General features: G+C 41.5%; 20 protein-coding genes. 7 read left to right on the top strand and 13 right to left on the bottom strand.

Annotation, left to right across the window (positions count from 1 at the left end):
- The first annotated feature begins 3 nt into the window (after nt 1–3).
- Both egtB and egtD read left to right on the top strand, forming a co-directional pair.
- Entirely contained in the window at nt 4–1,278 is a 1,275-nt protein-coding gene (gene egtB, locus AN393_RS13930; RefSeq protein WP_055018407.1) for an ergothioneine biosynthesis protein EgtB, read from the top strand.
- Entirely contained in the window at nt 1,275–2,249 is a 975-nt protein-coding gene (gene egtD / locus AN393_RS13925) for an L-histidine N(alpha)-methyltransferase (RefSeq protein ID WP_055018406.1), read from the top strand. Before egtB ends, egtD begins: the two co-directional genes overlap by 4 nt.
- 4 nt (nt 2,250–2,253) lie before the next feature.
- On the opposite strand, the gene AN393_RS13920 is transcribed toward egtD, so the two are convergent.
- From AN393_RS13920 to pxpB, 4 genes are all read right to left on the bottom strand, one after another.
- The gene (locus tag AN393_RS13920) at nt 2,254–3,093 is read right to left on the bottom strand and encodes a PhzF family phenazine biosynthesis protein (RefSeq protein ID WP_055018405.1); all 840 of its coding nucleotides are present in this window, start codon (nt 3,091–3,093) and stop codon (nt 2,254–2,256) included.
- Nucleotides 3,077–4,750, bottom strand: coding sequence for an asparagine synthase B (gene asnB, locus AN393_RS13915; protein ID WP_055016042.1), 1,674 nt, complete (start codon nt 4,748–4,750; stop codon nt 3,077–3,079). The genes AN393_RS13920 and asnB overlap by 17 nt, the downstream gene beginning before the upstream one ends.
- Before the next feature lie 424 nt (nt 4,751–5,174).
- Entirely contained in the window at nt 5,175–6,107 is a 933-nt protein-coding gene (locus AN393_RS13910; RefSeq protein ID WP_055016041.1) for a biotin-dependent carboxyltransferase family protein, read from the bottom strand.
- A 1-nt stretch (nt 6,108) separates the two neighbouring features.
- Nucleotides 6,109–6,768, bottom strand: coding sequence for a 5-oxoprolinase subunit PxpB (gene pxpB / locus AN393_RS13905; RefSeq protein ID WP_055018404.1), 660 nt, complete (start codon nt 6,766–6,768; stop codon nt 6,109–6,111).
- Between the two features lie 195 nt (nt 6,769–6,963).
- Here pxpB and msrA point away from each other — a divergent pair, with 195 nt between their 5' ends.
- Together msrA and AN393_RS13895 are read left to right on the top strand one after the other, a co-directional pair.
- Nucleotides 6,964–8,253 carry a peptide-methionine (S)-S-oxide reductase MsrA gene (gene msrA, locus AN393_RS13900; protein ID WP_055018403.1) on the top strand — a complete coding sequence of 430 codons (1,290 nt, stop codon included), beginning with the start codon at nt 6,964–6,966 and terminating at the stop codon, nt 8,251–8,253.
- Between the two features lie 133 nt (nt 8,254–8,386).
- The gene (locus tag AN393_RS13895; RefSeq protein ID WP_235575969.1) at nt 8,387–9,121 is read left to right on the top strand and encodes an ABC transporter substrate-binding protein; all 735 of its coding nucleotides are present in this window, start codon (nt 8,387–8,389) and stop codon (nt 9,119–9,121) included.
- A 980-nt stretch (nt 9,122–10,101) separates the two neighbouring features.
- On the opposite strand, the gene AN393_RS13890 is transcribed toward AN393_RS13895, so the two are convergent.
- The 9 genes from AN393_RS13890 to AN393_RS13850 form a co-directional block, all read right to left on the bottom strand.
- A complete protein-coding gene (locus AN393_RS13890) occupies nt 10,102–10,983 on the bottom strand; it encodes a LysR family transcriptional regulator (RefSeq protein ID WP_055018402.1) in 882 nt (293 codons plus the stop codon).
- A 314-nt stretch (nt 10,984–11,297) separates the two neighbouring features.
- Nucleotides 11,298–11,954 (bottom strand): CoA transferase subunit B, encoded by a 657-nt coding sequence (locus tag AN393_RS13885; RefSeq protein ID WP_055016036.1) that lies wholly within the window; start codon nt 11,952–11,954, stop codon nt 11,298–11,300.
- A 15-nt stretch (nt 11,955–11,969) separates the two neighbouring features.
- Nucleotides 11,970–12,668: a CoA transferase subunit A gene (locus tag AN393_RS13880; RefSeq protein ID WP_055016035.1), complete on the bottom strand. Its 699-nt coding sequence runs from the start codon at nt 12,666–12,668 to the stop codon at nt 11,970–11,972.
- A gap of 45 nt (nt 12,669–12,713) precedes the next feature.
- Nucleotides 12,714–13,616 carry a hydroxymethylglutaryl-CoA lyase gene (locus AN393_RS13875; protein ID WP_055016034.1) on the bottom strand — a complete coding sequence of 301 codons (903 nt, stop codon included), beginning with the start codon at nt 13,614–13,616 and terminating at the stop codon, nt 12,714–12,716.
- A complete protein-coding gene (locus tag AN393_RS13870) occupies nt 13,616–15,607 on the bottom strand; it encodes an acetyl/propionyl/methylcrotonyl-CoA carboxylase subunit alpha (RefSeq protein WP_055016033.1) in 1,992 nt (663 codons plus the stop codon). Before AN393_RS13870 ends, AN393_RS13875 begins: the two co-directional genes overlap by 1 nt.
- Nucleotides 15,608–15,615: 8 nt before the next feature.
- Nucleotides 15,616–16,386: an enoyl-CoA hydratase/isomerase family protein gene (locus tag AN393_RS13865; RefSeq protein WP_055016032.1), complete on the bottom strand. Its 771-nt coding sequence runs from the start codon at nt 16,384–16,386 to the stop codon at nt 15,616–15,618.
- 12 nt (nt 16,387–16,398) lie between these two features.
- Nucleotides 16,399–18,006 (bottom strand): carboxyl transferase domain-containing protein, encoded by a 1,608-nt coding sequence (locus AN393_RS13860; RefSeq protein WP_055016031.1) that lies wholly within the window; start codon nt 18,004–18,006, stop codon nt 16,399–16,401.
- 10 nt (nt 18,007–18,016) lie between these two features.
- Nucleotides 18,017–19,192: an isovaleryl-CoA dehydrogenase gene (locus tag AN393_RS13855; protein WP_055018401.1), complete on the bottom strand. Its 1,176-nt coding sequence runs from the start codon at nt 19,190–19,192 to the stop codon at nt 18,017–18,019.
- Nucleotides 19,193–19,242: 50 nt separating this feature from the next.
- The gene (locus tag AN393_RS13850) at nt 19,243–19,677 is read right to left on the bottom strand and encodes a MerR family DNA-binding transcriptional regulator (protein WP_055016029.1); all 435 of its coding nucleotides are present in this window, start codon (nt 19,675–19,677) and stop codon (nt 19,243–19,245) included.
- 330 nt (nt 19,678–20,007) lie between these two features.
- Here AN393_RS13850 and AN393_RS13845 point away from each other — a divergent pair, with 330 nt between their 5' ends.
- The 3 genes from AN393_RS13845 (at nt 20,008) to AN393_RS13835 (ending at nt 24,083) form a co-directional block, all read left to right on the top strand.
- A complete protein-coding gene (locus AN393_RS13845; protein WP_055018400.1) occupies nt 20,008–21,189 on the top strand; it encodes an acetyl-CoA C-acyltransferase in 1,182 nt (393 codons plus the stop codon).
- 104 nt (nt 21,190–21,293) lie between these two features.
- Nucleotides 21,294–22,784, top strand: coding sequence for a CoA-acylating methylmalonate-semialdehyde dehydrogenase (locus AN393_RS13840; RefSeq protein WP_055018399.1), 1,491 nt, complete (start codon nt 21,294–21,296; stop codon nt 22,782–22,784).
- A 141-nt stretch (nt 22,785–22,925) separates the two neighbouring features.
- Nucleotides 22,926–24,083: an acyl-CoA dehydrogenase family protein gene (locus AN393_RS13835; protein ID WP_055016026.1), complete on the top strand. Its 1,158-nt coding sequence runs from the start codon at nt 22,926–22,928 to the stop codon at nt 24,081–24,083.

Raw genomic sequence — 24,083 nt, 5'->3', positions numbered from 1 at the left:
AATATGCTAAACACGCAAGCGAACGAAGTGCACAGCTCTCAGAAAACACAGGCACAATTCCAGCTAGTTCGCCAACATAGCCTTACACTTATAAAAGATTTAAGTGCAGAAGACTGCCAATTACAAGCAATGGATGATGTAAGTCCTATAAAATGGCATTTAGCACACACCACCTGGTTTTTTGAAACATTTTTACTTGCAAAGTACCTTCCTAACTACACACTCTTTGATGAACAATTTAAGGTATTGTTTAACTCCTACTATAATGGCATAGGTGAGCAATTTAAGCGTGCGAATAGAGGATGTTTATCTCGCCCAAGTTTAGAGGTGGTGATGCGCTACAGAGCCTATGTTGATAATGCCGTCAATGAGCTACTTCAATCAGGCACTGACCAAACACTGTGTAATATAATAGAACTTGGGCTGAATCATGAGCAACAACATCAAGAGCTCATGCTGATGGATATTAAATATAATTTTTCGGTTAATCCTAGTTTTCCTGTCTACCGCCAAGCCCCGAGTAACCTAATCGAGGGGAGTTATTCGTTAGGCACTTTAAAATATACCGAATTTAGCCAAAGCCTAACCAATATAGGGGCTGATGCCAAAAATGGCTTTTCGTACGATAACGAGCAACCTCAACATCAAGCTCTTATTCATCCGTTTAGGTTTGCAAACCGACTAGTGACAAATAGAGAGTATTTAGAATTTATAGAGGCGGGGGGGTATAAAACTCCCTCATTTTGGTTAAGTGATGGCTGGGCTAATGTAAACGCTCAGCAAATTAGTCACCCTTTATACTGGCAGTGTATTGAGGGGCAGTGGTTTGAATTTACCCTTTACGGATTGCAGCCCTTAAATTTAGATGCGCCAGTGAGTCATATAAATTATTTTGAAGCGGCAGCTTACGCTAATTTTGTGAGTGCGCGTCTACCTACTGAATTTGAATGGGAGTATGTAGCCCAGCAACAAGTACTTAAACAACCGCAAAACAATTTGCTCACGCCAACTGTATGTAAACAGCCAGATACCGTCTCACAATTAAGTGATACATGCTGGCAGTGGACTAATAGCGCTTATTTACCTTACCCAGGCTTTAAACCCTTTAGCGGAGATGCAGGGGAGTACAATGGTAAATTTATGAATAACCAAATGGTTTTACGTGGCGGGTGTGTGTTTACCCCAAAAAACCATTTAAGGCCGACCTACCGTAACTTTTTTTATCCACACCAAGCGTGGATGTGCAGCGGCATTAGACTAGCAAAGGACTTACTATGAGCCAAGTAACAGCAATTAATCAGCAATCAATAACCGATCTAGACTTTTTAAATGATGTATTACATGGACTTGCTCAACAGCAAAAGTCGTTGCCGTGTAAGTATTTTTACGATGATAAAGGGGCGGCATTATTCGAGCAAATAACCTCTTTGCAAGAGTACTATGTTACCCGTACTGAACTTGCCATCCTAGAGAATCACTCAAAAGCCATCGCTAATATATTGCCAGAAAACCTATCAATTATTGAGCCAGGCTGTGGCTCAGGTAAAAAGGTCGCGTATTTACTTGCCCATATGAGCAACGTAAAAACCTTTGTCCCCTTTGAAATATCATCAGAAATGCTTAATTACTCGTTAGCGCATTTATCGCCGTTATTCCCGGAGCTGGCCATTACGCCACTATTAGGTGATTTTACCCATAGCCAAATGGTTAAACAGCTAACAAAAGACACTGCTTTAGATAGCCAAACAAATTTAGTTTATTTTCCAGGTTCTACACTAGGTAACTTTGCGCCAGTAAAAGCCATAGAAATCATGAATAATTTTTACCGTTTGTGCGGCGTTGATGGTTACGTATTAATAGGAATTGATTTAGTAAAAGAGCGACAAGTGTTACTAGATGCCTACGATGATAAAGCCGGCATTACCGCCGCCTTTAATAAAAACTTACTACAGCGTATAAATAACGAATTAAATGGCACGTTTATTTTAGATAATTTTAAACACGAATCGCGATTTAACGAAGTGCATAGCCGCATTGAAATGCATTTAGTGAGCAGGTGTAATCAAAGTGTGGTTATTAACGATAAGCAAATAGACTTTGTAGCGGGAGAGAGCATTCACACTGAGAACTCGCACAAATATACGCTTGAGGCGTTTAAAAACCTTGCTGCCCAAGCTAATTTATCGCTTGAACAAACATGGCAGGACGAGAAAAGCTATTTTGCACTTTGCCTACTAAGGCCAATGTAACCGCTTAACTTACAACGACCTGGTTGCTGTTAAACGTATAGTTTAGCAGCGCACCTTTTGATGACTGCTGAATAAGAGTTGCTTCATTTAAACCATGTAGTCTAAAAATAAGTGGCGCTATAACCGACACAGCGGAGCCTGTAGCCGAATCTTCATTTACCCCAAATTGCGGCGCAAAATACCTAAAATGCGCGCAGGCATTGTTTTTATCAATACTATGTATTTGCAATGCAATTACCGCATTGTTATGCATATTTGCTAGGCGCGTAAAATCAACCTCTAATTGCTTTAAATCAACTATATGTTTAAACAGTACAACGGTATAACCGCTCTTATGAGCTGTTGAGTAAGTTGCTTTTATAGAATGTGAAAATACACCTTTAAGGCTATTTTCCTCATCAACCTTTTTTAAATTAATAGCCGCTAGCTGAAGTTGCACACGGCCTTTATCACGCTTCATTTTAAACCGCTCTTTATCGTTCGAAATAAAGTATAAAGGGCAAAAGCTAAAGTGGGCTAATAAACAGTTTGCAGCAGCAAGGGTGCCATGGCCACAGCGCTTAATTTCTGATGTTTGGTTAAACCAGCGAATGTTACATACATGGCGAGAAATTTCGCTTTCATTTAAAAAAACGGTCGCAGGGTGCTGCGAATTTGCGGCAATATTTTGCATTACGCGCGTACTTAACCCTTGTTTATAAATAACAATTAACGCACGTGAACCAGCTAAGTTAAAACGTGAACTAGAAAATACAGGAACTGAATAGAGATGTTTTATATACCGCAACATAGGCTGCTTGAGCCTACATTGCGATAAAAAGGTGCGTTTAGCCTTTGCTTGCATACGCGTCGTTGTGGACGCCTGCAGCACGGCCTGATGGGTCAGCATTATTTTGAAATGATGCATCCCATGCAAGTGCTTCAGGGGTTGAACACGCAACCGACTTACCATGTGGCACACATTTAGCTGATGCATCACCAGGGAAGTGTGATTCAAAAATAGAGCGATAGTAATACGCTTCTTTTGAATCTGGCGTATTAATTGGGTATTTAAACTTAGCATTAGCAAGCTCTTGGTCGCTTACTTGCTCGTTTACAAACTCTTTTAACGTGTCTATCCAGCTGTAGCCAACACCGTCAGAGAATTGCTCTTTTTGGCGCCACAGTACTTCTTCAGGCAGGTAGCCATCGAAACCTTCACGTAAAATGTGCTTTTCAATTTTGCCATCTTTACACATTTTAGCTTCAGGGTTGATACGCATAGCCACATCAACAAACTCTTTATCAAGAAACGGTACACGTGCTTCTACGCCCCATGCAGCCATTGACTTATTAGCACGTAAACAGTCAAACATATGCAGCTTTGACACTTTACGGTTTAGCTCTTCATGGAATTCTTGTGCGTTTGGTGCTTTATGGAAGTATAAATAGCCACCAAATAGTTCATCAGCGCCTTCGCCCGATAACACCATTTTAATACCCATAGCTTTAATTTGGCGCGCCATTAGGTACATTGGCGTTGAAGCACGTATGGTGGTTACATCGTATGTTTCAATGTGGTAAATAACCTCACGAAGCGCATCAATACCTTCTTGAATGGTAAAGTGAATAGGGTGATGCACTGTGCCAATCATATCCGCAACTTTTTGCGCAGCGGCTAAATCGGGTGACCCCTCAAGGCCTACAGAAAATGAATGTAGCTTAGGCCACCATGCGTCACTTTCATCGTTATCTTCAATACGTTTAGCAGCAAAACGTTGCGTAATAGCCGAAATTACCGACGAGTCTAAACCACCTGATAGCAATACGCCATAAGGGACATCACACATTAGCTGGCGTTTTACAGCGCCCTCTAACGCTTCTTTTACGTCTTGCGCTTGTGCACTGTTATCTTTAACTGCGTCGAAAGTTTCCCAATCACGTTTGTAATAAGGCTTAAGCTCTCCATCTTTGCTATACAGGTAATGACCTGGAGGAAACTCTTCAATATGCTTACAAATTGGCGAGAGCGCTTTAAGCTCAGAAGCAACATAAAAATTACCATGCTCATCGTGGCCAGTATAAAGTGGAATAATACCAATGTGATCTCGGCCAATTAAGTACGCATCGTTTTCTTCATCGTATAAACAAAATGCAAAAATACCATTTAGGTCATCTAAAAACTCAGGCCCTTTTTGTTTGTATAACGCTAAAATAACTTCACAGTCTGATTGAGTCTGAAATTCAAAATCAACTTCTAACTCTGCTGCCAGCTCTTTATGATTATAAATTTCGCCGTTAACCGCTAATATATTTGTTTTTTCAGGGTTATATAATGGTTGTGCGCCGCTTGAAACACCTACAATGGCTAGGCGTTCATGCACTAAAATCGCTTTTTCAGATGAATATACACCAGACCAATCTGGGCCGCGGTGCCTTAGTAACTTTGACATTTCAATTGCTTGGGTACGCAACTGAGTGGCGTTAGATTTAATATCTAATACACCAAAAATTGAACACATAGTAACTCCTCATTCCTATTATGTGTGCAGCAAAGCAACGTTGCTGTACTGCGAAACCTTGTTTTATCAGAAATAATTACTCAAGTCACACTGCTTTTGCAATTAATTAAGAATAATTTATGCACCAAGCGCAATGCTTGCGCACCATGTTGGTGCTTTGTGCGAAGGTGCGTTTATATTTAAACCAAATTTATTATAAAAAGTGGCGTTAGTAAGGCAGTTAGCGCATGGTTTTAAAAAATGAACTTCACACAAACGCACCAAATGTGTGCGAAATTTAAAGTAAAACTTAATTGTCTTACTGTATATTTTTTGTGTTTAAAGTTATTAACTACCTAAACTCAGCTTATTATTGCCTCTAAGCAAAGCGCAGTTAGCTATTTTAAATAGCCGCCAAATAGAGGCTTAATTGCCCACTTTATAATTAACTGTATTTAAGCGCCAAGCTGAGCTGGTGTAAGTGACCTTCAAGCTTTTGTTTTGCCAATTTAGCTTGCTCATGGCTTACCTGCTTAAATTCAATAGAGTCACCGGGTCTAAATTGGGCAAATTGATGTAAATCAGCCTCTATTACCGTACCAAGTAATGGGTAGCCACCGGTTGTTTGAGCATCGTTAAGTAATACAATAGGCTCGCCACTGGGCGGTAATTGAATCGAGCCTGGGCCTGTGCCCAATGAGGGCAGTGAATGACTATGCGTTAAGGGGCTTTCGTTTGTTAGTCTAAGTCCCATTCTGTTACTGTTATGGCTGACTTTAAACGATGTAGAAAAAAACTGTTTAAGAAGCGTATCACCTAATAGCTGTGCGTGCGGACTTGCATGAACCCGAATCACTTTCAATTTAGGCGGGGTAATAGCACCGCGCTGTTTAAAGCGCGTTATTGGCACGGGCGATGTTTTTATCGGGATAATATCGCCCTCACTCAGCGCTTTACCTGCTAAACCACCAAAGAGCGCGTTTAAATCGGTTGATTTTGAGCCCATCACATCTTTAACATCAATGCCACCTTGTACGGCTACATAGGCACGCAAACCAGCGCGACCCGTATCAAAGCTTAAAGTTTGTTTCGCTCTTACTTGGTAACTCCAACCTGGGTACAAGGGTGTTTCATCAAGCGCAGCGTTTAAATCAGCGCCTTGTAATGCGATAACTGTATCGGTTTCAAACTGTAACTCGCACAGGCCTAATGTCACCTCAAGCACAGCTTCATTATCTTTGTTACCCACTAATTTATTAGCAATTATTTGTGCGTAAGGGTCTAAACAACCCGCTTGGCTAACACCTAAATGTCGATAACCGTAGCGTCCGCTATCTTGAATTGTAAGTTGTACGCCGGGTTTAAGAACTTTTATCACGTTATGCTCCTTGCACTGTGTTTATTGAAACAAACGATAGCGTATCGCCGGGTTTGAGTAAGCAAGGTTCTGCGTGTGTGCTATCAAACAGAGGCGTATTAGTGTGGCCAATAATATGCCAACCGCCAGGTGTTTCTGCAGGGTAAATGGCGGTTTGATCTGAACCTAAAGCAACCGCACCTGTAGGGACTTTAGTACGCGGCGTATCTCTGCGTGGGATATGCAAGCGCGAGTCTAATCCATGAAGGTAGGCAAAACCGGGCTGAAACCCTAAAAATAAAACGTGGTAAGTGGTTTGACTGTGTATTTGAATAATTTGTTGGGGTGTTAAGTTAGTTTGTTTGGCAACAAAATCTAAATCTTCTCCTTCATAAGTAGTGTGTATTTTATGATGAGTGCCTGTAAATGTTGATGCGTGAACTTTGTCCCATAAATCTGGGAGAGCGTTCTTCCATTTTTCTAAATTATGAGCCGATTTTAAATAAAGCGTTAAAGAGTTCATGCCTGGGACTAAATCGATAAATTCGTTACTTTGCTTTAGCTGCTTAGTGAGCGCCCAAATTTTTTTTTGAGTGTCTAACACATTGTTTTGTTTATGCTGTGTGGCATCTAATAGCAAACTGTTATTTGTTAAAGTAAATACCTGTGATAATGCAGTCATAATTTAATCTTTTTATACAACGTGAAGCAAAGCTAACATAGTTTTGTCAATTTAATCAGTACCTAGCCATAAGAAAACCGGCGAAAATAAAATGTAGACTCAAACTGAATACAAATTTAGTACGTATTTATTTGCTGAAATAAAAACATGGTTGGTTAGGTCTTAATTAAAACACGCAGGTATTAAGAGGTATTTATGACATTTTCTCGAACAGTTTATTTATTGGGCGCTGCTATTACCTTTAGCGCCGGCTGTTTTGCCCTATCAACAGAAAAAATAGAGCACAGCAACGTAGCGGCCACCATGCACATAAAAACCATAGTGTTAGGCTCAGGGTGTTTTTGGGGAGCCGAAAAACGTTACGAAGCACTAGAGGGGGTTATAGATGCAGAGTCGGGTTATGCTGATGGACACGGTTTTAAAGCAACCTATAAAAATATTACCGACCAATCTCGTCGTTTTGACGAAAATAACTACGCTGAAGTAGTGCAAGTTATGTACAACAGCAATGTGATTTCTTCTAAAGCATTGATACAAAATTACTTTGAAAGCCATGATCCTACTCAATTGAACCGCCAAGGTAATGATATTGGCACGCAGTACCGATCAATTATTCTTACCACCACAAAAGAGCAAGCACAGCTTGCAGAGCAAGTTAAAGCCGAGTATCAGCCGTTATTAACAGAAGCAGGTTATGGCCAAATAAAAACAGTAATAAAACCGCTTGAGGGGTTTGTATCTGCTGAGGAGTACCATCAAAATTATCTACAGAAGAACCCTAATGGCTATTGCCCAGATCACGCCACAGGTGTGGTTTTTAATAAAACTAAAAAAGCAGATGCAGACAATAACTTTTTACTAAGCGGCAAGCACATTGTGGTACTAGATTCACGGGAGTATTGCCCTTACTGCGAAAAATTTAAAAAATTAGTAGCAAATGATTATAAAGGCTCAATCCCTTTAACCTTTCGCCATGCAGATGAGCTCAAGGGGTTAACTATAAAATCGGCAACGTGGGCAACCCCTACAATTTTATTTTTAGAAAATGGTAAGGAGGTGTATGCACATCAAGGCTACGCGTCTCCCGCTGAATTTTATAAAGCGCTGGGTGCATTTAAGTTAGGTGATAGTGATGCATACGAGGTGGCATTTCATGAGCGCACAGACAGACCGTATTGCAAAGAGTATAAGGAATTTAAAAATACCCCCGATGGCGTATTTGTAGATAAGTTAAGTGGTGAACCCTTGTTTGATACTCGAGATAGATTTAATTCGGGCACAGGTTGGCTGTCGTTTAAGCATCCAGTAAAAAATAGTGTGACTAAACACAAGGATACAAGCTGGGGTATGACACGAATTGAGCTTAAATCTAAAAGTTCAGGTATTCATTTAGGCCATTTATTTATAGGTGAAGGGCCTAGAGGTACGGATAGGTATTGCATTAATGCCACAGTGTTGGAATTTAAACCCCGCGACAAAAGCTAATTTTAAGGGCGATTCGTTCGCTCTTCTTTAAATAAATATAAACTTTAATTAACTGCGATTATGTTATATAAGTTTAGGTATCAACCAATAAAAGTGACGTTAAACTATCAAACTGATTAACACTTTAGCACTTGTGTATGGGCTTATAGCAATAAGCCCAACCCAAGCACAGCCAAATGAAAAATATGTAATAGGCGTAGAAAATATAGAATATCTGCCTTATTACGATGGTAGTGGTACTTACAAACGTGATTATTTTGGTTTTAGCAAAGAGCTGCTGGAGTTATTTGCAAAACAGCAAAATATCAAGTTTGAGTTTTATACTTTACCAATTCCTCGCCTATATAAAGAGTTTATAGAGCATCACCATGTTGATTTTAAGTATCCAGATAACCCTAATTGGCAAGTAAGCTACAAACGTCAGCACCAGCAAAGCATTAATTATTCTGTGCCTTCATTAGTTACACATACAGGTATAGCAAGTTTAAAAGACAATATTAAACTTGAAGATTGCAAATCACTTGCAAAAGTGCGTGGTTTTACATTACAAGGGCTTAATAAATTAACTTCAATGCCTAACTTAAAAGTAATCGAAAACGATAATGTTATCGAGATGATTTACTTGCTGCATAAAGAGCGAGTTGATTGTATATATATTTCACACGATGTACTTAAGTATAATATTGAGGAGTTTTTCGATACCCCTGTACCTGTGTTTTTTCAGCATCAACTGCCAGTTGATCATCAAGCGTTTATGCTATCGAGCATTAAGCACCCACATCTTATTAGAAAGTTTAATGTATTTTTAAAAGAGAATGAAAATACCATTAAACAGCTCAAACAAAAGCATAACTTTATAATTGAATGATTCTAATCCGCAATAATAGTAAATCATTTGATGGGGGTGATGTGTGGCTGTGTATGTTTAAAACGCGCATTTAAAACAATTGAATAGCGAATTTTTACTCAGCTATTAATATGGTTCTTAGCCTCAAAATAGATCATTTAATTAAGCGTATTAACGTACAAGGGCAGGGGCAAAAAATAGTGCTTATAAAATAAAAACGGCCCATATAAGGTCACCACCTCACATGAACCGCTTTTCACACTGACAACATCTTACACACACAATATAAGATTCGGTTTGCTACACAGTAGCTAATTTAGTTATTGCTGCGTGCTGCTGGTGGAATAAAAAACAGTTCAAACCAAGTCACCACCTAACTTGAACTGCCTTTTCACACTGACAACATCTTACACACACAATATAAGATTCGGTTTGCTACTCAGTAGCTAATTTAGTTATTGCTGCGTGTTGCTGGTGGAATAAAAAACAGTTCAAACCAAATCACCACCTAACTTGAACTGCTTTTTCACACTGACAACATCTTACACACACAATATAAGATTCTTTTCTTACCTTATTAGAGCTATCACATCTAAAAAGGTTGCATTTATTTGGTGCAAAACAGTAAATACTATCTAATTAGTAAACATGTTTAGCTGTTTGCTTTTGATGGGTTAACTTTAAAATAATCGTATTTGTCAGACAAACGATAAAAATAAAACCAATAAGTGAAAAAAATTAAGCTATAGACTTTAGTCTAAGTCTTCTCTCTATATTATTGATTTTTAATAAGTTAATTTTCAATGACTCGCTTGCAGTAAAAAGTAAGAGTTTAAATAAAAAAATATAATTAATAATAAATGATTAAACGCTATGGGTAAGCGTAAATAATAATGAAGGACTACAGTTTACTGTGTGCAGCCTTAGGACATGCTAAGTGCTGCACACTAAAAGTAGGGGAGTAACCAAACAAAAATACCATGGCGTATATTATTTCAACACTAACTTTGAATGTTGCTAAATGTAGATACCACCCACTTAGCAAATAAATCCAGTGCTGGGTTGGGCGTATTAGCTTCGTGCTGCACTAAGTAGTATTTATCTTTAGTTGTAAGGGGCTGCTGAAACAATTTATAAAGCCATTTTTCATCAAACCAGCTTTGGCTGATAGGTAGCGGTATAAGTGAAATACCTATACCTTGCTGGGCAGCGCGAGCGACCCCAAACATACTATCAATTTGGATAATTTGTGTAGGAGAAAAGTCATCTATGCCCGCTTTTTCAGCCCATTGGTGCCATGCCCATGGTCTTGCTTTATGCAGAATTAGGGGGACTTGATTTAATGCTTGGCAATGATCGTCTTTCCACTGTTTTAACAGTGCTTCGTTACACGCAGGGATATATTCAAGATTAAATAACTCTGTTGTCAGGCCTTCTGTAGGCTTACTAGATGATAAAACAATCGATAAATCGCTGTGTCGGGTTAGCTCTTTACGGGTTTTAAGCGTATCCATTTGCAGGTTTATATTTGGATGCTCTGAGGTCCACTCACTAAGCTTAGGCATGAGTAGTTCACTGGCAAAAAACTCAGGCAGCGTAATGGTTATATTAGTATTTTGCTGTAACTGACTAAATTCGTTGATGGTGTTTTCAAGTGTATAAATAATGGGTGAAATAGCATCAAAAAAGTTTTTACCTGCAGCGGTTAAGCTAATGGAACGAGTTTGTCGCTGAAAAAGCTCTATACCAAGCTGTTCTTCAAGCTGTTTAATCTGATGGCTTACCGCAGAGGGGGTAAGGTACAGCTCTTTAGCTGCATGTTTAAAACTTAAGCTTTTTGCTGCAAAGCAAAAAGAGCGGAGGCCTCGAATAGGAGTTTGCATGTTTTCCAAAAATCGTTTAATTAATTAAAGACGCCTTTATTAGGCAATAATCGAACCAATAATTTAAATTAATAATATCAATAGTTTAATTTTAAATATAGCGCTAGTTCACAAAAAAGGTGCAGACTATCTACAAAATAGTGCAAATAATTTAAGCGCTTACATTTAAAGTTATTTGTATTATAGATAATATTTACTACAACTGTATTAAAAGTGAAAAAATTTATTGTGGGCAAAAAAAATCCCTCTAACGAGGGATTTTGGGTAACTCAGCGCCATTGGCACTGGGAATGAGGTCGGTACATGGTGAAGCGTTAAAAAACCATTTCTGGCACTTCACCGTCAACAAGTAATTTACCTGCTGTTTTACTAATAATTTCATCTACCGATACGCCTGGTGCGCGCTCAAGTAAATGAAAAGCGCCGTCTTTAACTTCAAGTACGGCTAAATCCGTTACTATTTTTTTTACGCAGTTAACGCCTGTTAGCGGTAAAGCGCATTTCTCAAGCAGTTTTGACTCACCATGTTTACTGGCATGGGTCATAGTAACAATAATATTCTTTGCGCCTGCAACTAAATCCATTGCGCCGCCCATACCTTTAATTAGCTTTTTTGGGATCATCCACGAGGCAATGTTGCCACTTTGGTCAACTTCAAATGCACCCAGAACTGTTAAGTCTACATGACCACCCCGTATCATGGCAAAACTATCTGCACTATTAAATATGGCTGCGCCTGTTGCAGCTGTCACGGTTTCTTTACCCGCGTTTATCATATCGGCGTCTAGTTCGGCTTCAGTGGGATATGGTCCCATCCCTAAAAGCCCATTTTCGGACTGTAACATAACTTCTATACCTTCTGGTACAAAGTTTGCGACGAGTGTCGGAATTCCTATGCCTAAATTAACGTAGTAACCGTCTTGTAGTTCTTGTGCAACACGCATTGCAACTTGTTCACGTGATAATGCCATAACGTCTGCTCCTGCTTAATCTCGTGTTGTTACACGTTCAATGCGTTTTTCAAAGTTACCTTTAATAACGCGGTTTACAAAAATACCAGGGGTATGAATTTGACTTGGTTCTAGTTCGCCTGGCTCTACAATTTCTTCTACTTCAGCAACGGTAATTTTACCTGCTGTTGCCGCCATAGGGTTAAAGTTCATGGCAGTGTGCCTAAATACTAAATTACCATATCGGTCTGCTTTCCATGCTTTTACAATAGCAAATTCACCCGTGATGGACTCTTCTAAAATATAAGGGCGGCCGTTAAACTCTTTAACATCTTTACCCTCAGCAACAGGCGTACCGTAACCTGTTGCAGTATAAAATGCAGGGATACCGGCACCACCGGCGCGCATTTTTTCTGCAAGTGTACCTTGCGGGGTAAGCTCTACATCTATTTCACCATTTAATAATTGCTGCTCAAACAAGGCATTTTCACCTACATATGAGGCGATTACTTTTTTAATTTGTTTATCTTTTAGTAAAATTCCTAATCCAAAGTCATCCACACCGCAATTGTTAGAAACCACGGTTAGCTCTTTGGTATTCATTTGCTTAATTTGTTTAATTAAGCCCTCTGGGATACCACATAAGCCAAAACCGCCAGCAATTATGGTATCGCCATCTTTTAAACCTGCCATTGCAGCTTCGTAACTAGAAACCACTTTATCAAAACCGGCCATGAGTCTCTCCTCATTGTATTAACTGCCAATTGGCGAGTTAAGCTATTATTTTTGTGTGTTGCCTAATGCAATTGAAACTTTGCTTACAGGCGTTTTGCCAAGTGCTTGCGTAATTTTCCAACCAGCGCTACTTAACCTTTGTAAATCAATTCCATGCTCGATGCCAAGCCCGTTGAGTAAGTAAACCACATCTTCGGTGGCAACATTTCCTGACGCGCCCTTGGCATAAGGGCAGCCGCCAAGGCCAGCAACAGCTGCATCAACCGTTGCTATACCTAAGCTTAACGCTGCGTAAATATTTGTGAGCGCTTGCCCGTACGTGTCATGAAAATGCACCGCCAGTTTCGATTTTTCAATATGATCAAGTAAAAGTGTTAAAAGCGTAGTAACTTTGTTTGCAGTGCCAACACCTATGGTATCGCCAAGGCTTATTTCGTAGCAGCCTAAATCTAAAAGCTTTTGCGAAACGCTAAGTACTTTATGCGGGTCTATTTCCCCCTCATAAGGGCAACCGAGCACGCAACTCACATAACCGCGTACACGTATGTTATTGGCTTTTGCAAAGGCCATAACCTCGCTAAAGCGCTCAATACTTTGTTCAATACTGCAATTTATATTTTTTTGGCAAAACGATTCGCTTGCGGCGGTAAATATGGCAAATTCTTTTATGCCAACGGCATGGGCCGCTTGGGCACCTTTTAAGTTGGGTGTAAGCGCACTTAAATTTGCATTGGGTAAATTAAGCGCCGTTATTACTTCGGCTGAATCGGCCATTTGTGGCACCCACTTAGGCGATACAAAGGCGCCGGCTTCGATATTTTTTAAGCCAGCATCACTAAGTGCATTTATTAATGAAATTTTATCAGATGCAGTAACCGATTTTTCGTTTTGTAGGCCATCACGCGCACCTACTTCAACAATTTTAACTTCGCTGGGGAAGGCCGCCATTACGATGCCTCCTGCGCCGTGGTGTCTTCTACAATTGCTAATAAAGCGCCGTGCGAAACTAATTCACCTTCATCAAAGCAGTAGCTTTGTAAAATACCATCGTGCGGTGCATTGAGTGTATATTCCATTTTCATGGCTTCAATAATCACTACAGCATCGCCTTTGGTGATGGTGCTGCCTACATCAACTAAATGCTTAACCACAGTACCATTAAGTGGCGCCGCAAGGGGCAGGGCGTCGTTTTCATGGCTACTAATGTAATGTTTAGTGTTTAAAGCAAGCTTAATTTGTAGCGAAGCAAACATCACGCTAATACTGCTATCAAAGTGGCTAACATGGGCGGTAAATTTTTCCCCATCAATAAACACATTACATACGTTTTGGTTTACAGAGCCTGCTATATCGAACGACTTTTCATTATGCGTTACAACATAACCCGTTTTAGTTTTAACACCACTGATGGTTAAGTCTTTAAATGGAACATCTACTTTTTGTGGGGCGTTAAGCGTAAAACCACTTAATTGCTGCCACGGGCTTGCACTTTGAACAGCTTCGTTTTTAGCGCTAAGCGTTTCAAGGTAGGCAAAAGCTGCAATGAGTTGTGCTTTTTCAAGCGCGGCGCTATCAACACTTACCAATGCATCGCCTTGCTCGGCAATAAAGTGAGTACTTGGCGCACCTTCAGCAAACCTAGGGTGGCTTGCTAAATTATGTAAAAAGCCAATGTTCGTGCTAAAACCCGCTAAGTGAAATTGCTCAAGTGCTTGGCGTAAACGCCCTAATGCTTGCTCGCGATCATCATCATGCACAATAAGTTTTGCAATCATCGGGTCGTAATACGGGCTTATTTCATCACCTTGTGCAATGCCAGTATCTATACGTACAAACTCGTTGTTAAGCGGTGTATTTAATGATTCGATTACGCCAGAGCAAGGAATAAACTCGTTACTTGGATCTTCTGCGTAAATTCGCGCTTCAAAGCTGTGACCTTGTAGTTGTATGTCAGATTGCGTTAACGGCAGAGTTTGCCCAGCGGCAATATTAATTTGCCAATTAACTAAATCTACGCCGGTGACCATTTCTGTTACTGGGTGCTCTACTTGCAGACGCGTGTTCATTTCCATAAAAAAGAACTCATCGCCACACAGTAAAAACTCAACCGTACCTGCACCGCGGTAGTTTATTGCAAGGGCACAGCGTACTGCAGCTTCGCCCATTTCTTTGCGCAGTGCATCACTTAAACCAGGCGCTGGGGCTTCTTCAATTACTTTTTGATGACGGCGCTGTAATGAGCAATCACGATCCCCTAAATACACACAATTACCGTGGTTATCGGCAAATACCTGTACTTCTACGTGGCGAGGCTGGTTAACATAGCGCTCAAGCAGTACTAAGTCGTTACCAAAACCAGCTATTGCTTCACGCTGTGCGCCCTCTAGTGCACTTATAAAATCTTTAGCTTGCTCAACAACACGCATACCTTTACCGCCGCCGCCAAAGGCCGCTTTAATTAGCACGGGGTAGCCAATTTTTTCAGCCTCAGATTGTAAAAAAGTAGGGTCTTGATTATCACCATAGTAACCTGGCACTAATGGTACATTGGCAGCGGCCATAATTTCTTTAGCGCGAGTTTTAGAACCCATGGCTTCTATGCTGCTAGCCAATGGGCCAATAAACGCAATATTGTTGGCTTCACAGGCTTTAGCAAACTCGCTGTTTTCAGATAAAAAACCATAGCCAGGGTGGATACAATCGGCCCCGCTTGTTTTCGCAATATGTATAATTTTATCTGTTACAAGGTATGAATCTTTGCTTGGCGCTGGGCCAACATGGTAGGCCTCATCCGCCATTTTTACATGTTGTGCGTGTTTATCGGCATCAGAATAAACGGCCACCGTTATTAGGCCCATCTGTTTTGCTGTGCGCATTATTCGGCACGCAATTTCACCGCGGTTGGCAATGAGTATCTTTTTTAATGTGTGTGTGTTCATAGTTAATCCTACAGTTGCCAAGCGGGAGGGCGTTTATCAAAAAAGGCACTGAGTCCTTCTTGGCCTTCGTCAGATACCCGAATGTTTGCAATACGTTCGGCCGTAAGCTCAATAAGTTCATCATTAATAGGCTTATTTGCTACATCATTAATCAACGATTTAGCGGCTTTTACAGCGACAGGGCCATTGTCGATTAATGTTTGCAGAAGGTTATCAAGCGCACAGTCTAAATTACCGGTAACCTGATGAACCAAACCAAGTTGCTTTGCTGTGTGGGCATCAAACACCTCGGCAGTTAAAAAGTAGCGCCGTGCCGCGCGCTCACCAATGGCTTTAATTACATACGGACTAATTACCGCAGGAATAAGGCCTAGTTTTACTTCGCTTAAGCAAAATTGGGCATCGTCTTTACTCAGAGTAATATCGCAACAGGCAATTAAGCCCAACGCGCCACCAAATGCCGCGCCTTGCACAGCACATACAGTAGGGTGAGGAGAGGTCGCTAATACCTGCATTAATTTAGCAAGCTGCATTGAATCAGCAAGGTTATCGGCGTAATTGTTATCAGCCATAGATTTCATCCAGGCTAAGTCGGCGCCTGCTGAAAAATGTTTACCCTCAGTTTTTAAAACCAAAGCGCGAATATCGAGCGTATTTGCATGCTCTATGCACTGAATTAGCTCATGTATTACTTCACTGTTAAAAGCATTACGCTTTTCAACTCGGCTTAAAACAAGTACAGCCACATTAGATTTTGTTATTTGTAGTGTTACTGACATTTTGCGCTCCGGTTACATTCTAAATACGCCAAACTTAGAGTCTTGCTGTGGTGCATTTTTAGCTGCACTTAAAGCAAGGCCTAATACATTACGGGTATCTGCAGGGTCAATAATGCCGTCGTCCCACAAGCGCGCGCTTGCATAATACGGGTGGCCTTGCTCTTCGTATTGGTCAATAATTGGCTTTTTAAAATCGTTAACTTCTTGCTCGCTCATGCTATGACCTTTGCGCGCTAAGCCGTCTTGCTTTACTTGTGCCATTACACCGGCGGCTTGCTCGCCACCCATTACAGAAATACGGGCATTAGGCCACATCCACATCATGGTAGGTTCAAATGCACGGCCACACATACCGTAGTTACCTGCGCCGTAAGAGCCACCAATTAATACTGTAAATTTAGGTACATCGGCGCACGATACTGCCATCACCATTTTAGCGCCGTGTTTTGCTATGCCTTCGGATTCGTATTTTTTACCTACCATAAAGCCGGTAATATTTTGTAAAAACACTAAAGGAATATTGCGCTGTGCACATAGTTGAATAAAATGCGCGCCTTTTTGCGCCGACTCACTAAATAAAATGCCGTTATTAGCCACTATGCCTACAGGGTTACCATAAATACTGGCAAAGCCCGTTACTAGTGTTTCACCAAAGTAGCGTTTAAATTCATCAAACGATGAATCATCAACCGTACGGGCAATAACTTCACGCACATCAAATGGTTTTTTAAGATCGGTACCTACAATGCCGTAAAGCTCGTTTATATCGTACCTTGGTGGTTTAACATCCTCTAAAAGAGGGGCTGTAGGGCGCGTATAATTAATACGCTCAATACATTGGCGAGCGATAGAAAGCGCGTGCTCGTCATTTTCTGCATAGTGATCGGCCACCCCTGATGTTTTACAGTGCACATCTGCGCCGCCTAATTCTTCGGCGCTGACAACTTCACCTGTGGCAGCTTTTACAAGCGGCGGGCCGGCTAAAAATATTGTGCCTTGCTCTTTTACAATTATGCTTTCATCAGCCATAGCGGGTACGTAGGCACCACCAGCAGTACATAAACCCATTACCACAGCAATTTGAGGAATGCCTTTACCCGACATTCTGGCTTGGTTGTAAAAAATTCGGCCAAAATGTAATTTATCGGGAAATACATCGTCTTGCTCAGGCAGGTTAGCACCGCCAGAGTCTACCAAGTAAATACAGGGTAAGTGGCAGCGCTCGGCTATATCTTGTGCGCGTAAGTGTTTTTTAACAGTTAGCGGAAAATACGTACCGCCTTTTACTGTGGCATCGTTTGCAATGATCATGCATTCAATCCCTTTAACACGGCCAATACCGGCAACTACACCTGCACAGGCAATTTCTTGCTCGTACACACCATAGGCTGCAAATTGCGAGATTTCTAAAAACGGTGAGCCTTCATCTAATAAAGTGCTGATGCGGTCGCGTACAAATAATTTACCTCGGCCTTCGTGGCGCTCTTTGAGTGCAGCTCCACCGCCTAAACTAATTGTTGCAACTTTACTGTGTAAATCGTCAACTAAAGCCGCCATGTTTTTATGATTTTGTACAAAAATAGGATCGTGAGGATTAACGCTCGATTTTAATATCGTCATAATTTAATCCTTAGCGGCTTTCAGTGAATAGTTCGCGACCAATAAGCATACGGCGTATTTCTGATGTACCTGCGCCAATTTCGTATAACTTGGCATCACGGAGTAAGCGACCGGTAGCGTATTCATTTATGTAGCCGTTACCACCTAATATTTGAATGGCATCAAGGGCCATTTTAGTGGCAAGTTCAGCAGCGTATAAAATAGCGCCGGCGGCATCTTTACGGGTGGTTTCGCCGCGGTCGCAGGCTTTTGCAACGGTATAAACGTATGAGCGTGCTGCGTTCATTTGCGTATACATGTCAGCTACTTTGCCTTGAATTAACTGAAATTGGCCAATAGGGGTGTCAAACTGCTTACGCTCATGAATATAAGGTACAACTATATCCATACAGGCTTGCATAATACCAAGCGGACCTGCAGCAAGTACTACACGTTCGTAATCAAGGCCGCTCATAAGTACCTTAACGCCTTCGTTTAGGTTACCTAAAATGTTTTCTTCGGGTACTTCGTAGTTTTCAAACACCAGTTCACAGGTGTTTGAGCCACGCATACCAAGCTTGTCGAGCTTTTGCGCAGTAGAAAAACCAGCAAACCCTTTTTCTACAATAAATGCGGTGATGCCTTTAGCGCCGGCTTCTAAATCTGTTTTTGCGTAAATAACAAACGTGTGTGCGTCGGGGCCGTTGGTGATCCACATTTTATTGCCATTTAAAATGTACTTATCGCCTTTTTTCTCGGCTTTTAGTTTCATCGACACCACGTCAGAGCCTGCATTAGGTTCACTCATGGCAAGGGCACCAATGTGTTCGCCGCTGATCAGTTTAGGTAGGTATTTTTCTTTTTGTGCTTGGTTACCGTTACGGTTAATTTGGTTTACACACAAGTTAGAATGTGCACCATAGCTTAAGCCAATTGAAGCACTCGCACGGCTAATTTCTTCCATGGCGATTACATGCTCTAAATACCCTAAGCCAGCTCCGCCAAATTCTTCAGGAACGGTCATGCCCAGTACACCCATTTCGCCCATTTGTGGCCAAAGCTGATTAGGAAACGCGTTTTCCATATCGGTTTGTTCTGCAAGCGGTGCTATTTCTTGGCTCGCAAAGCTATTGACGTGATCGCGGATCATATCGGCGGTTTCGCCTAGGCCAAAGTTCATCTCTTTATAAAGTGAAATAGTGCTCATGATTCATTCCTGTTTGTGTGTTATCAGTGTGTTTTTATTTTTAAAATAGGCTACTCGTCTATTTTATTAAGCGTGTCTCTACAGCGACGCTCCGCTGTAACTAATTCCATAAGCACAACTTTTATGTCGTCCATTTGCTGAGAAAGGTCAGCTTTTTTTTCTGCAATTAAATCGAGCATAGTAACCAGCTGTTTAGCGCTTGATTTGTCAGCGTCGTACAGTTCAAACAAACGGCCTGTTTCGGCCAGCGTAAAACCTAGGCGTTTGCCACGTAAAATAAGTTTTAAGCGAACTTTGTCGCGTTTTGAATAAATACGGGTTTGGCCATTGCGCTCGGGGGTAATTAAACCTTGGTCTTCGTAAAAACGAATCGAGCGGGTAGTAATGTCAAACTCTTTAGCTAAATCACTAATGCTAAAAGTTTGATCGTTACTGCTTGGTGCTTTAGCAGAGCTTGCAAAGTTTGTTTGATTATCTGGTTTCATAGTTGTGTTTACCTCATTCGAATAACTCCAATATAAGTGAAGTTTACGTAAAGGTAAAGCTTGATATGTTATGAAACAGTTTATAATGGAGTGATAGGGTGAAATGTTAAATTAAGTTATTAGTATTCAATCGGTTATTTTTTTTCTTGTAACTTATCTTCGCTATTGGAAAATAAACCTTACACTTTTAAAACTAAAAAATAAGCTGTTTTTAGTTGACGTTAGCGTAAACGTTAGTATTGTGTATGGGTATTAAATAATAAATGAATACCAAATTAATAGAGCAAATATTCTAACAACTATTTGCATAAAAATACAACGGAGTTAATTATGACTTTAGAATCAGTGGTAATTGTAGCTGCAAAGCGTACGCCAATGGGTGGCTTTATGGGCGCATTAACCGATGCACAATCTACCGAGCTTGGCGCTACTGCCATTGCAAGTGCCCTTGCACAAACTGGTTTAGCTAATGATGCAATAGATGAAGTAATTATGGGCTGTGTATTGCCAGCGGGCCTTGGCCAAGCGCCAGCTCGCCAAGCCATGTTAAAAGCAGGCCTTGCTCTGGGCACGGGTGCTACAACCATAAATAAAGTGTGTGGCTCTGGTTTAAAAGCCGCCATGCTTGCACACGATTTAATAAAAGCAGGCTCTATAAACTGCGCTATTGCAGGCGGTATGGAAAGCATGAGTAACGCACCGTATTTTATCCCTAAAGCGCGTGGCGGCATGCGTATGGGTCACGGTGAAATTAAAGATCACATGATGAGCGACGGCCTAGAAGATGCCTACGATAACAAAGCAATGGGCTGTTTTGCACAAGATACCGCCGATGAATATGGCATTGGCCGTGAGCAAATGGATGCTTTTGCACTGGGCTCGTTAAGTAAGGCTAATACTGCAATTGAAAATGGCAGCTTTGAGAACGAAATTGCCCCGCACACCATAAAAACCCGTAAGGGCGATGTTACTGTTTCTGTTGACGAGCAGCCGGGTAATGCACGCCCTGAAAAAATACCAAGCCTTCGTGCGGCCTTTAAAAAAGACGGCACCATTACTGCGGCTAATTCATCGTCAATTTCTGATGGTGGCGCAGCGCTTATATTAATGAGCGAATCAAAAGCAAAAGCGCAAGGCTTAACACCGCTTTGTAAAATTGTAGCGCACAGTACGCACTCTCAAAAACCAAGCGAATTTACACTAGCACCTGTAGGCGCTATGAACAACGTGCTTGAAAAAGCAGGTTGGACTACTGCTGATGTTGACCTTTGGGAAATTAACGAAGCCTTTGCCATGGTAACTATGCTTGCTATTAACGAGTTAAAGCTTGATGAGAGCAAAGTAAACGTAAATGGTGGCGCGTGTGCACTTGGACACCCAATTGGTGCCAGCGGTGCGCGAATTTTAGTCACGCTTATTCACGCACTTAAAAACCGTGGCCTTAAAAAAGGAATTGCGTCTTTATGTATTGGTGGCGGCGAAGCCGTAGCCATGGCTGTAGAGGCTTACTAACAAAGTAGTTAATTAAATAACAGCAACTAAAATGCACCGTACTCATACTAATAACAAAACGGTGCCATTTTTTTAAAAGAACACACTAACAACAGGATTTATCCATGCACCAAGTTCCACTACTTATAAATGGCGAATTTGTTCAATCGGCTTCAAACGAGTTTATTGATGTAATTAACCCAGCAAACCAAGAAGTACTTGCACAAGTTCCATGCACTACCGATTCAGAAATGGATGCAACCATTGCCTCGGCCTCAGAAACGTTTAAAACGTGGAAAGACGTACCCATTACCGAGCGTGCCCGCATTATGATGAAATACGCAGCGCTATTAAAAGAGCACCACGATGAGCTTGCAACCATTATTTGCCACGAACTAGGTAAAACGTTTGAAGATGCAAAAGGCGATGTATGGCGCGGTATTGAAGTAGTAGAACAAGCAGCTAACGCACCGTCATTAATGATGGGCGAAACAATGGAAAACGTTGCCCGTAAAATAGATACCTATTCTTACATGCAGCCCCTAGGCGTATGTGCAGGCATTACGCCGTTTAACTTTCCGGCGATGATTCCGCTTTGGATGTTTCCGCTAGCTATTGTGTGTGGTAACACCTTTATTTTAAAACCCTCTGAGCAAGACCCGCTCACTCCCATGCGTTTAGCTGAACTATTTATAGAAGCCGGCGCACCAAAAGGCGTATTACAAATTGTTCACGGTACAAAACCACAAGTAGACCGCCTACTAGAAGATAAAGCCGTACGTGCAATTTCGTTTGTGGGTTCGTGTGGCGTAGGTGCCTATATTTATTCTAAAGGCACGCAAAACCTTAAGCGCGTACAAGCGTGTGTGGGTGCTAAAAACCACATGGTTATTATGCCAGATGCGAGCAAATCGCACGTAGTTAATAACCTGGTTGGTGCATCGGTTGGTGCCGCTGGCCAGCGCTGCATGGGTATTTCGGTGGCTGTGTTTGTAGGCCAAGCAAGTGAGTGGGTAGATGAAATAAAAGCAGGCTTTGAAAACGTACGCCCAGGCGTATGGGATGACAAAGACGCAGCCTACGGCCCACAAACATCAAAAGCTGCAAAAGCGCGTATTTTATCGCTTATTGCAAGCGGTAAAGAGCAAGGCGCTACTTGTTTAATTGACGGGTCAAACTTCACAGTAGAGGGCTTTGAGCAAGGTAACTGGGTTGGCCCAACCTTATTTACCGATGTAACAAAAGAAATGGATTTATACAAAGAAGAAATCTTTGGTCCTGTGCTTGCCTGTATGTTTGTAGATACGCTAGAAGAGGCAATTGCCCTTATTAACGAAAGCCCATACGGAAACGGTACATCACTATTTACCTCAAGTGGTGCTGCGGCGCGTAAATTTCAACACGAAATTGAAGTAGGCCAAGTGGGTATTAATGTGCCTATCCCGGTTCCGCTGCCGTTTTTCTCGTTTACAGGTTGGAAAGGCTCGTTTTATGGCGATACGCACACTTATGGTAAGCAAGGTATACGTTTTTACACAGAAACTAAAACCATTACCTCACGTTGGTTTGAAGACGACATCGCTTCGGGTCCAAACATGAGCATTAATTTAAAATAAACACACTCAAAAATAATAATAAAGAAGAGCGCAAAGGCTAAACTCGCTGACAAGCAACTAGAACACACACATAAGCCTTTGCCGCTCTTCACACCTATCCCAATAGGGCACACTAACAACACACAATTAAAGAGGTCTAACATGGACTTTAACTTATCAGAAGATCAACACGCCTTTGCAGAAACTGCACGCCAATTTGCCGAATCAGAACTTGCCCCACATGCAGCAAAGTGGGATCGCGAGCATATTTTTCCTAAAGAGACGATTAAAGCCGCAGGCGAGCTTGGTTTTTGCGGATTATACACGCCAGAGGAAGCCGGCGGCCTTGGTTTATCACGTTTAGATTCAAGCATTATATTTGAGCAGCTTGCTATGGGCTGTACTGCAACAACGGCCATGTTAACTATTCATAATATGGCGACCTGGATGGTGGCAAGTTTTGGTACCGACGCAGTTAAAGACACATACGTAGAAAAACTAGTAATGGGCGAGCTACTTGCTTCTTATTGTTTAACAGAGCCAGGCTCGGGCTCAGATGCGGCATCACTAAAAACAAAAGCCGTACTTGAGGGTGATGAGTACGTTATTAACGGCTCAAAAATGTTTATATCGGGCGCGGGCGAAACCGAAGTATTAGTGGTCATGGCGCGCACCGGTGGCGAAGGCGCTGCGGGTATTTCGGCATTTGTAGTACCGGCCGATGCACAAGGTGTTGAGTACGGCAAAGCAGAAGAAAAAATGGGTTGGAACGCACAACCAACACGCTTAATTAGTTTTGAAAATGTGCGTATACCGGCACATAACTTATTAGGTAAAGAAGGCGAAGGCTTTAAATTTGCAATGCAAGGTTTAGATGGCGGGCGCATTAATATTGCAACGTGCTCAATTGGTACTGCACAAGCTGCACTTAATACAGCAAAAGAGTACTTACAAGAGCGCACTCAATTTGGTAAGCCACTGGCTGCGTTTCAGGCTTTGCAGTTTAAGATTGCAGATATGAATACCGAGCTTGTCGCTGCACGGCAAATGGTAAGGCTTGCGGCATTTAAACTTGATACCGGTGATAGTGAAAAAACCACCTACTGCGCCATGGCTAAACGTTTTGCGACGGATGTTGGCTTTACCGTGTGTAACGAGGCACTGCAAGTACATGGTGGTTATGGTTACATAAAAGAATACCCGCTTGAGCGCCATGTACGTGATGTGCGCGTTCATCAAATTTTAGAGGGCACAAACGAAATTATGCGCGTAATTATAGCGCGCCGTATTTTAGCTGAATCTGCAAGCGACGTTTTATAA

This window comes from Pseudoalteromonas sp. P1-25 (genome assembly GCF_001401805.1).
Taxonomy (GTDB): domain Bacteria; phylum Pseudomonadota; class Gammaproteobacteria; order Enterobacterales; family Alteromonadaceae; genus Pseudoalteromonas.
The sequence above is the reverse complement of the archived record's forward strand: the minus strand, read 5'-3'. Positions and strand labels throughout refer to the sequence as shown.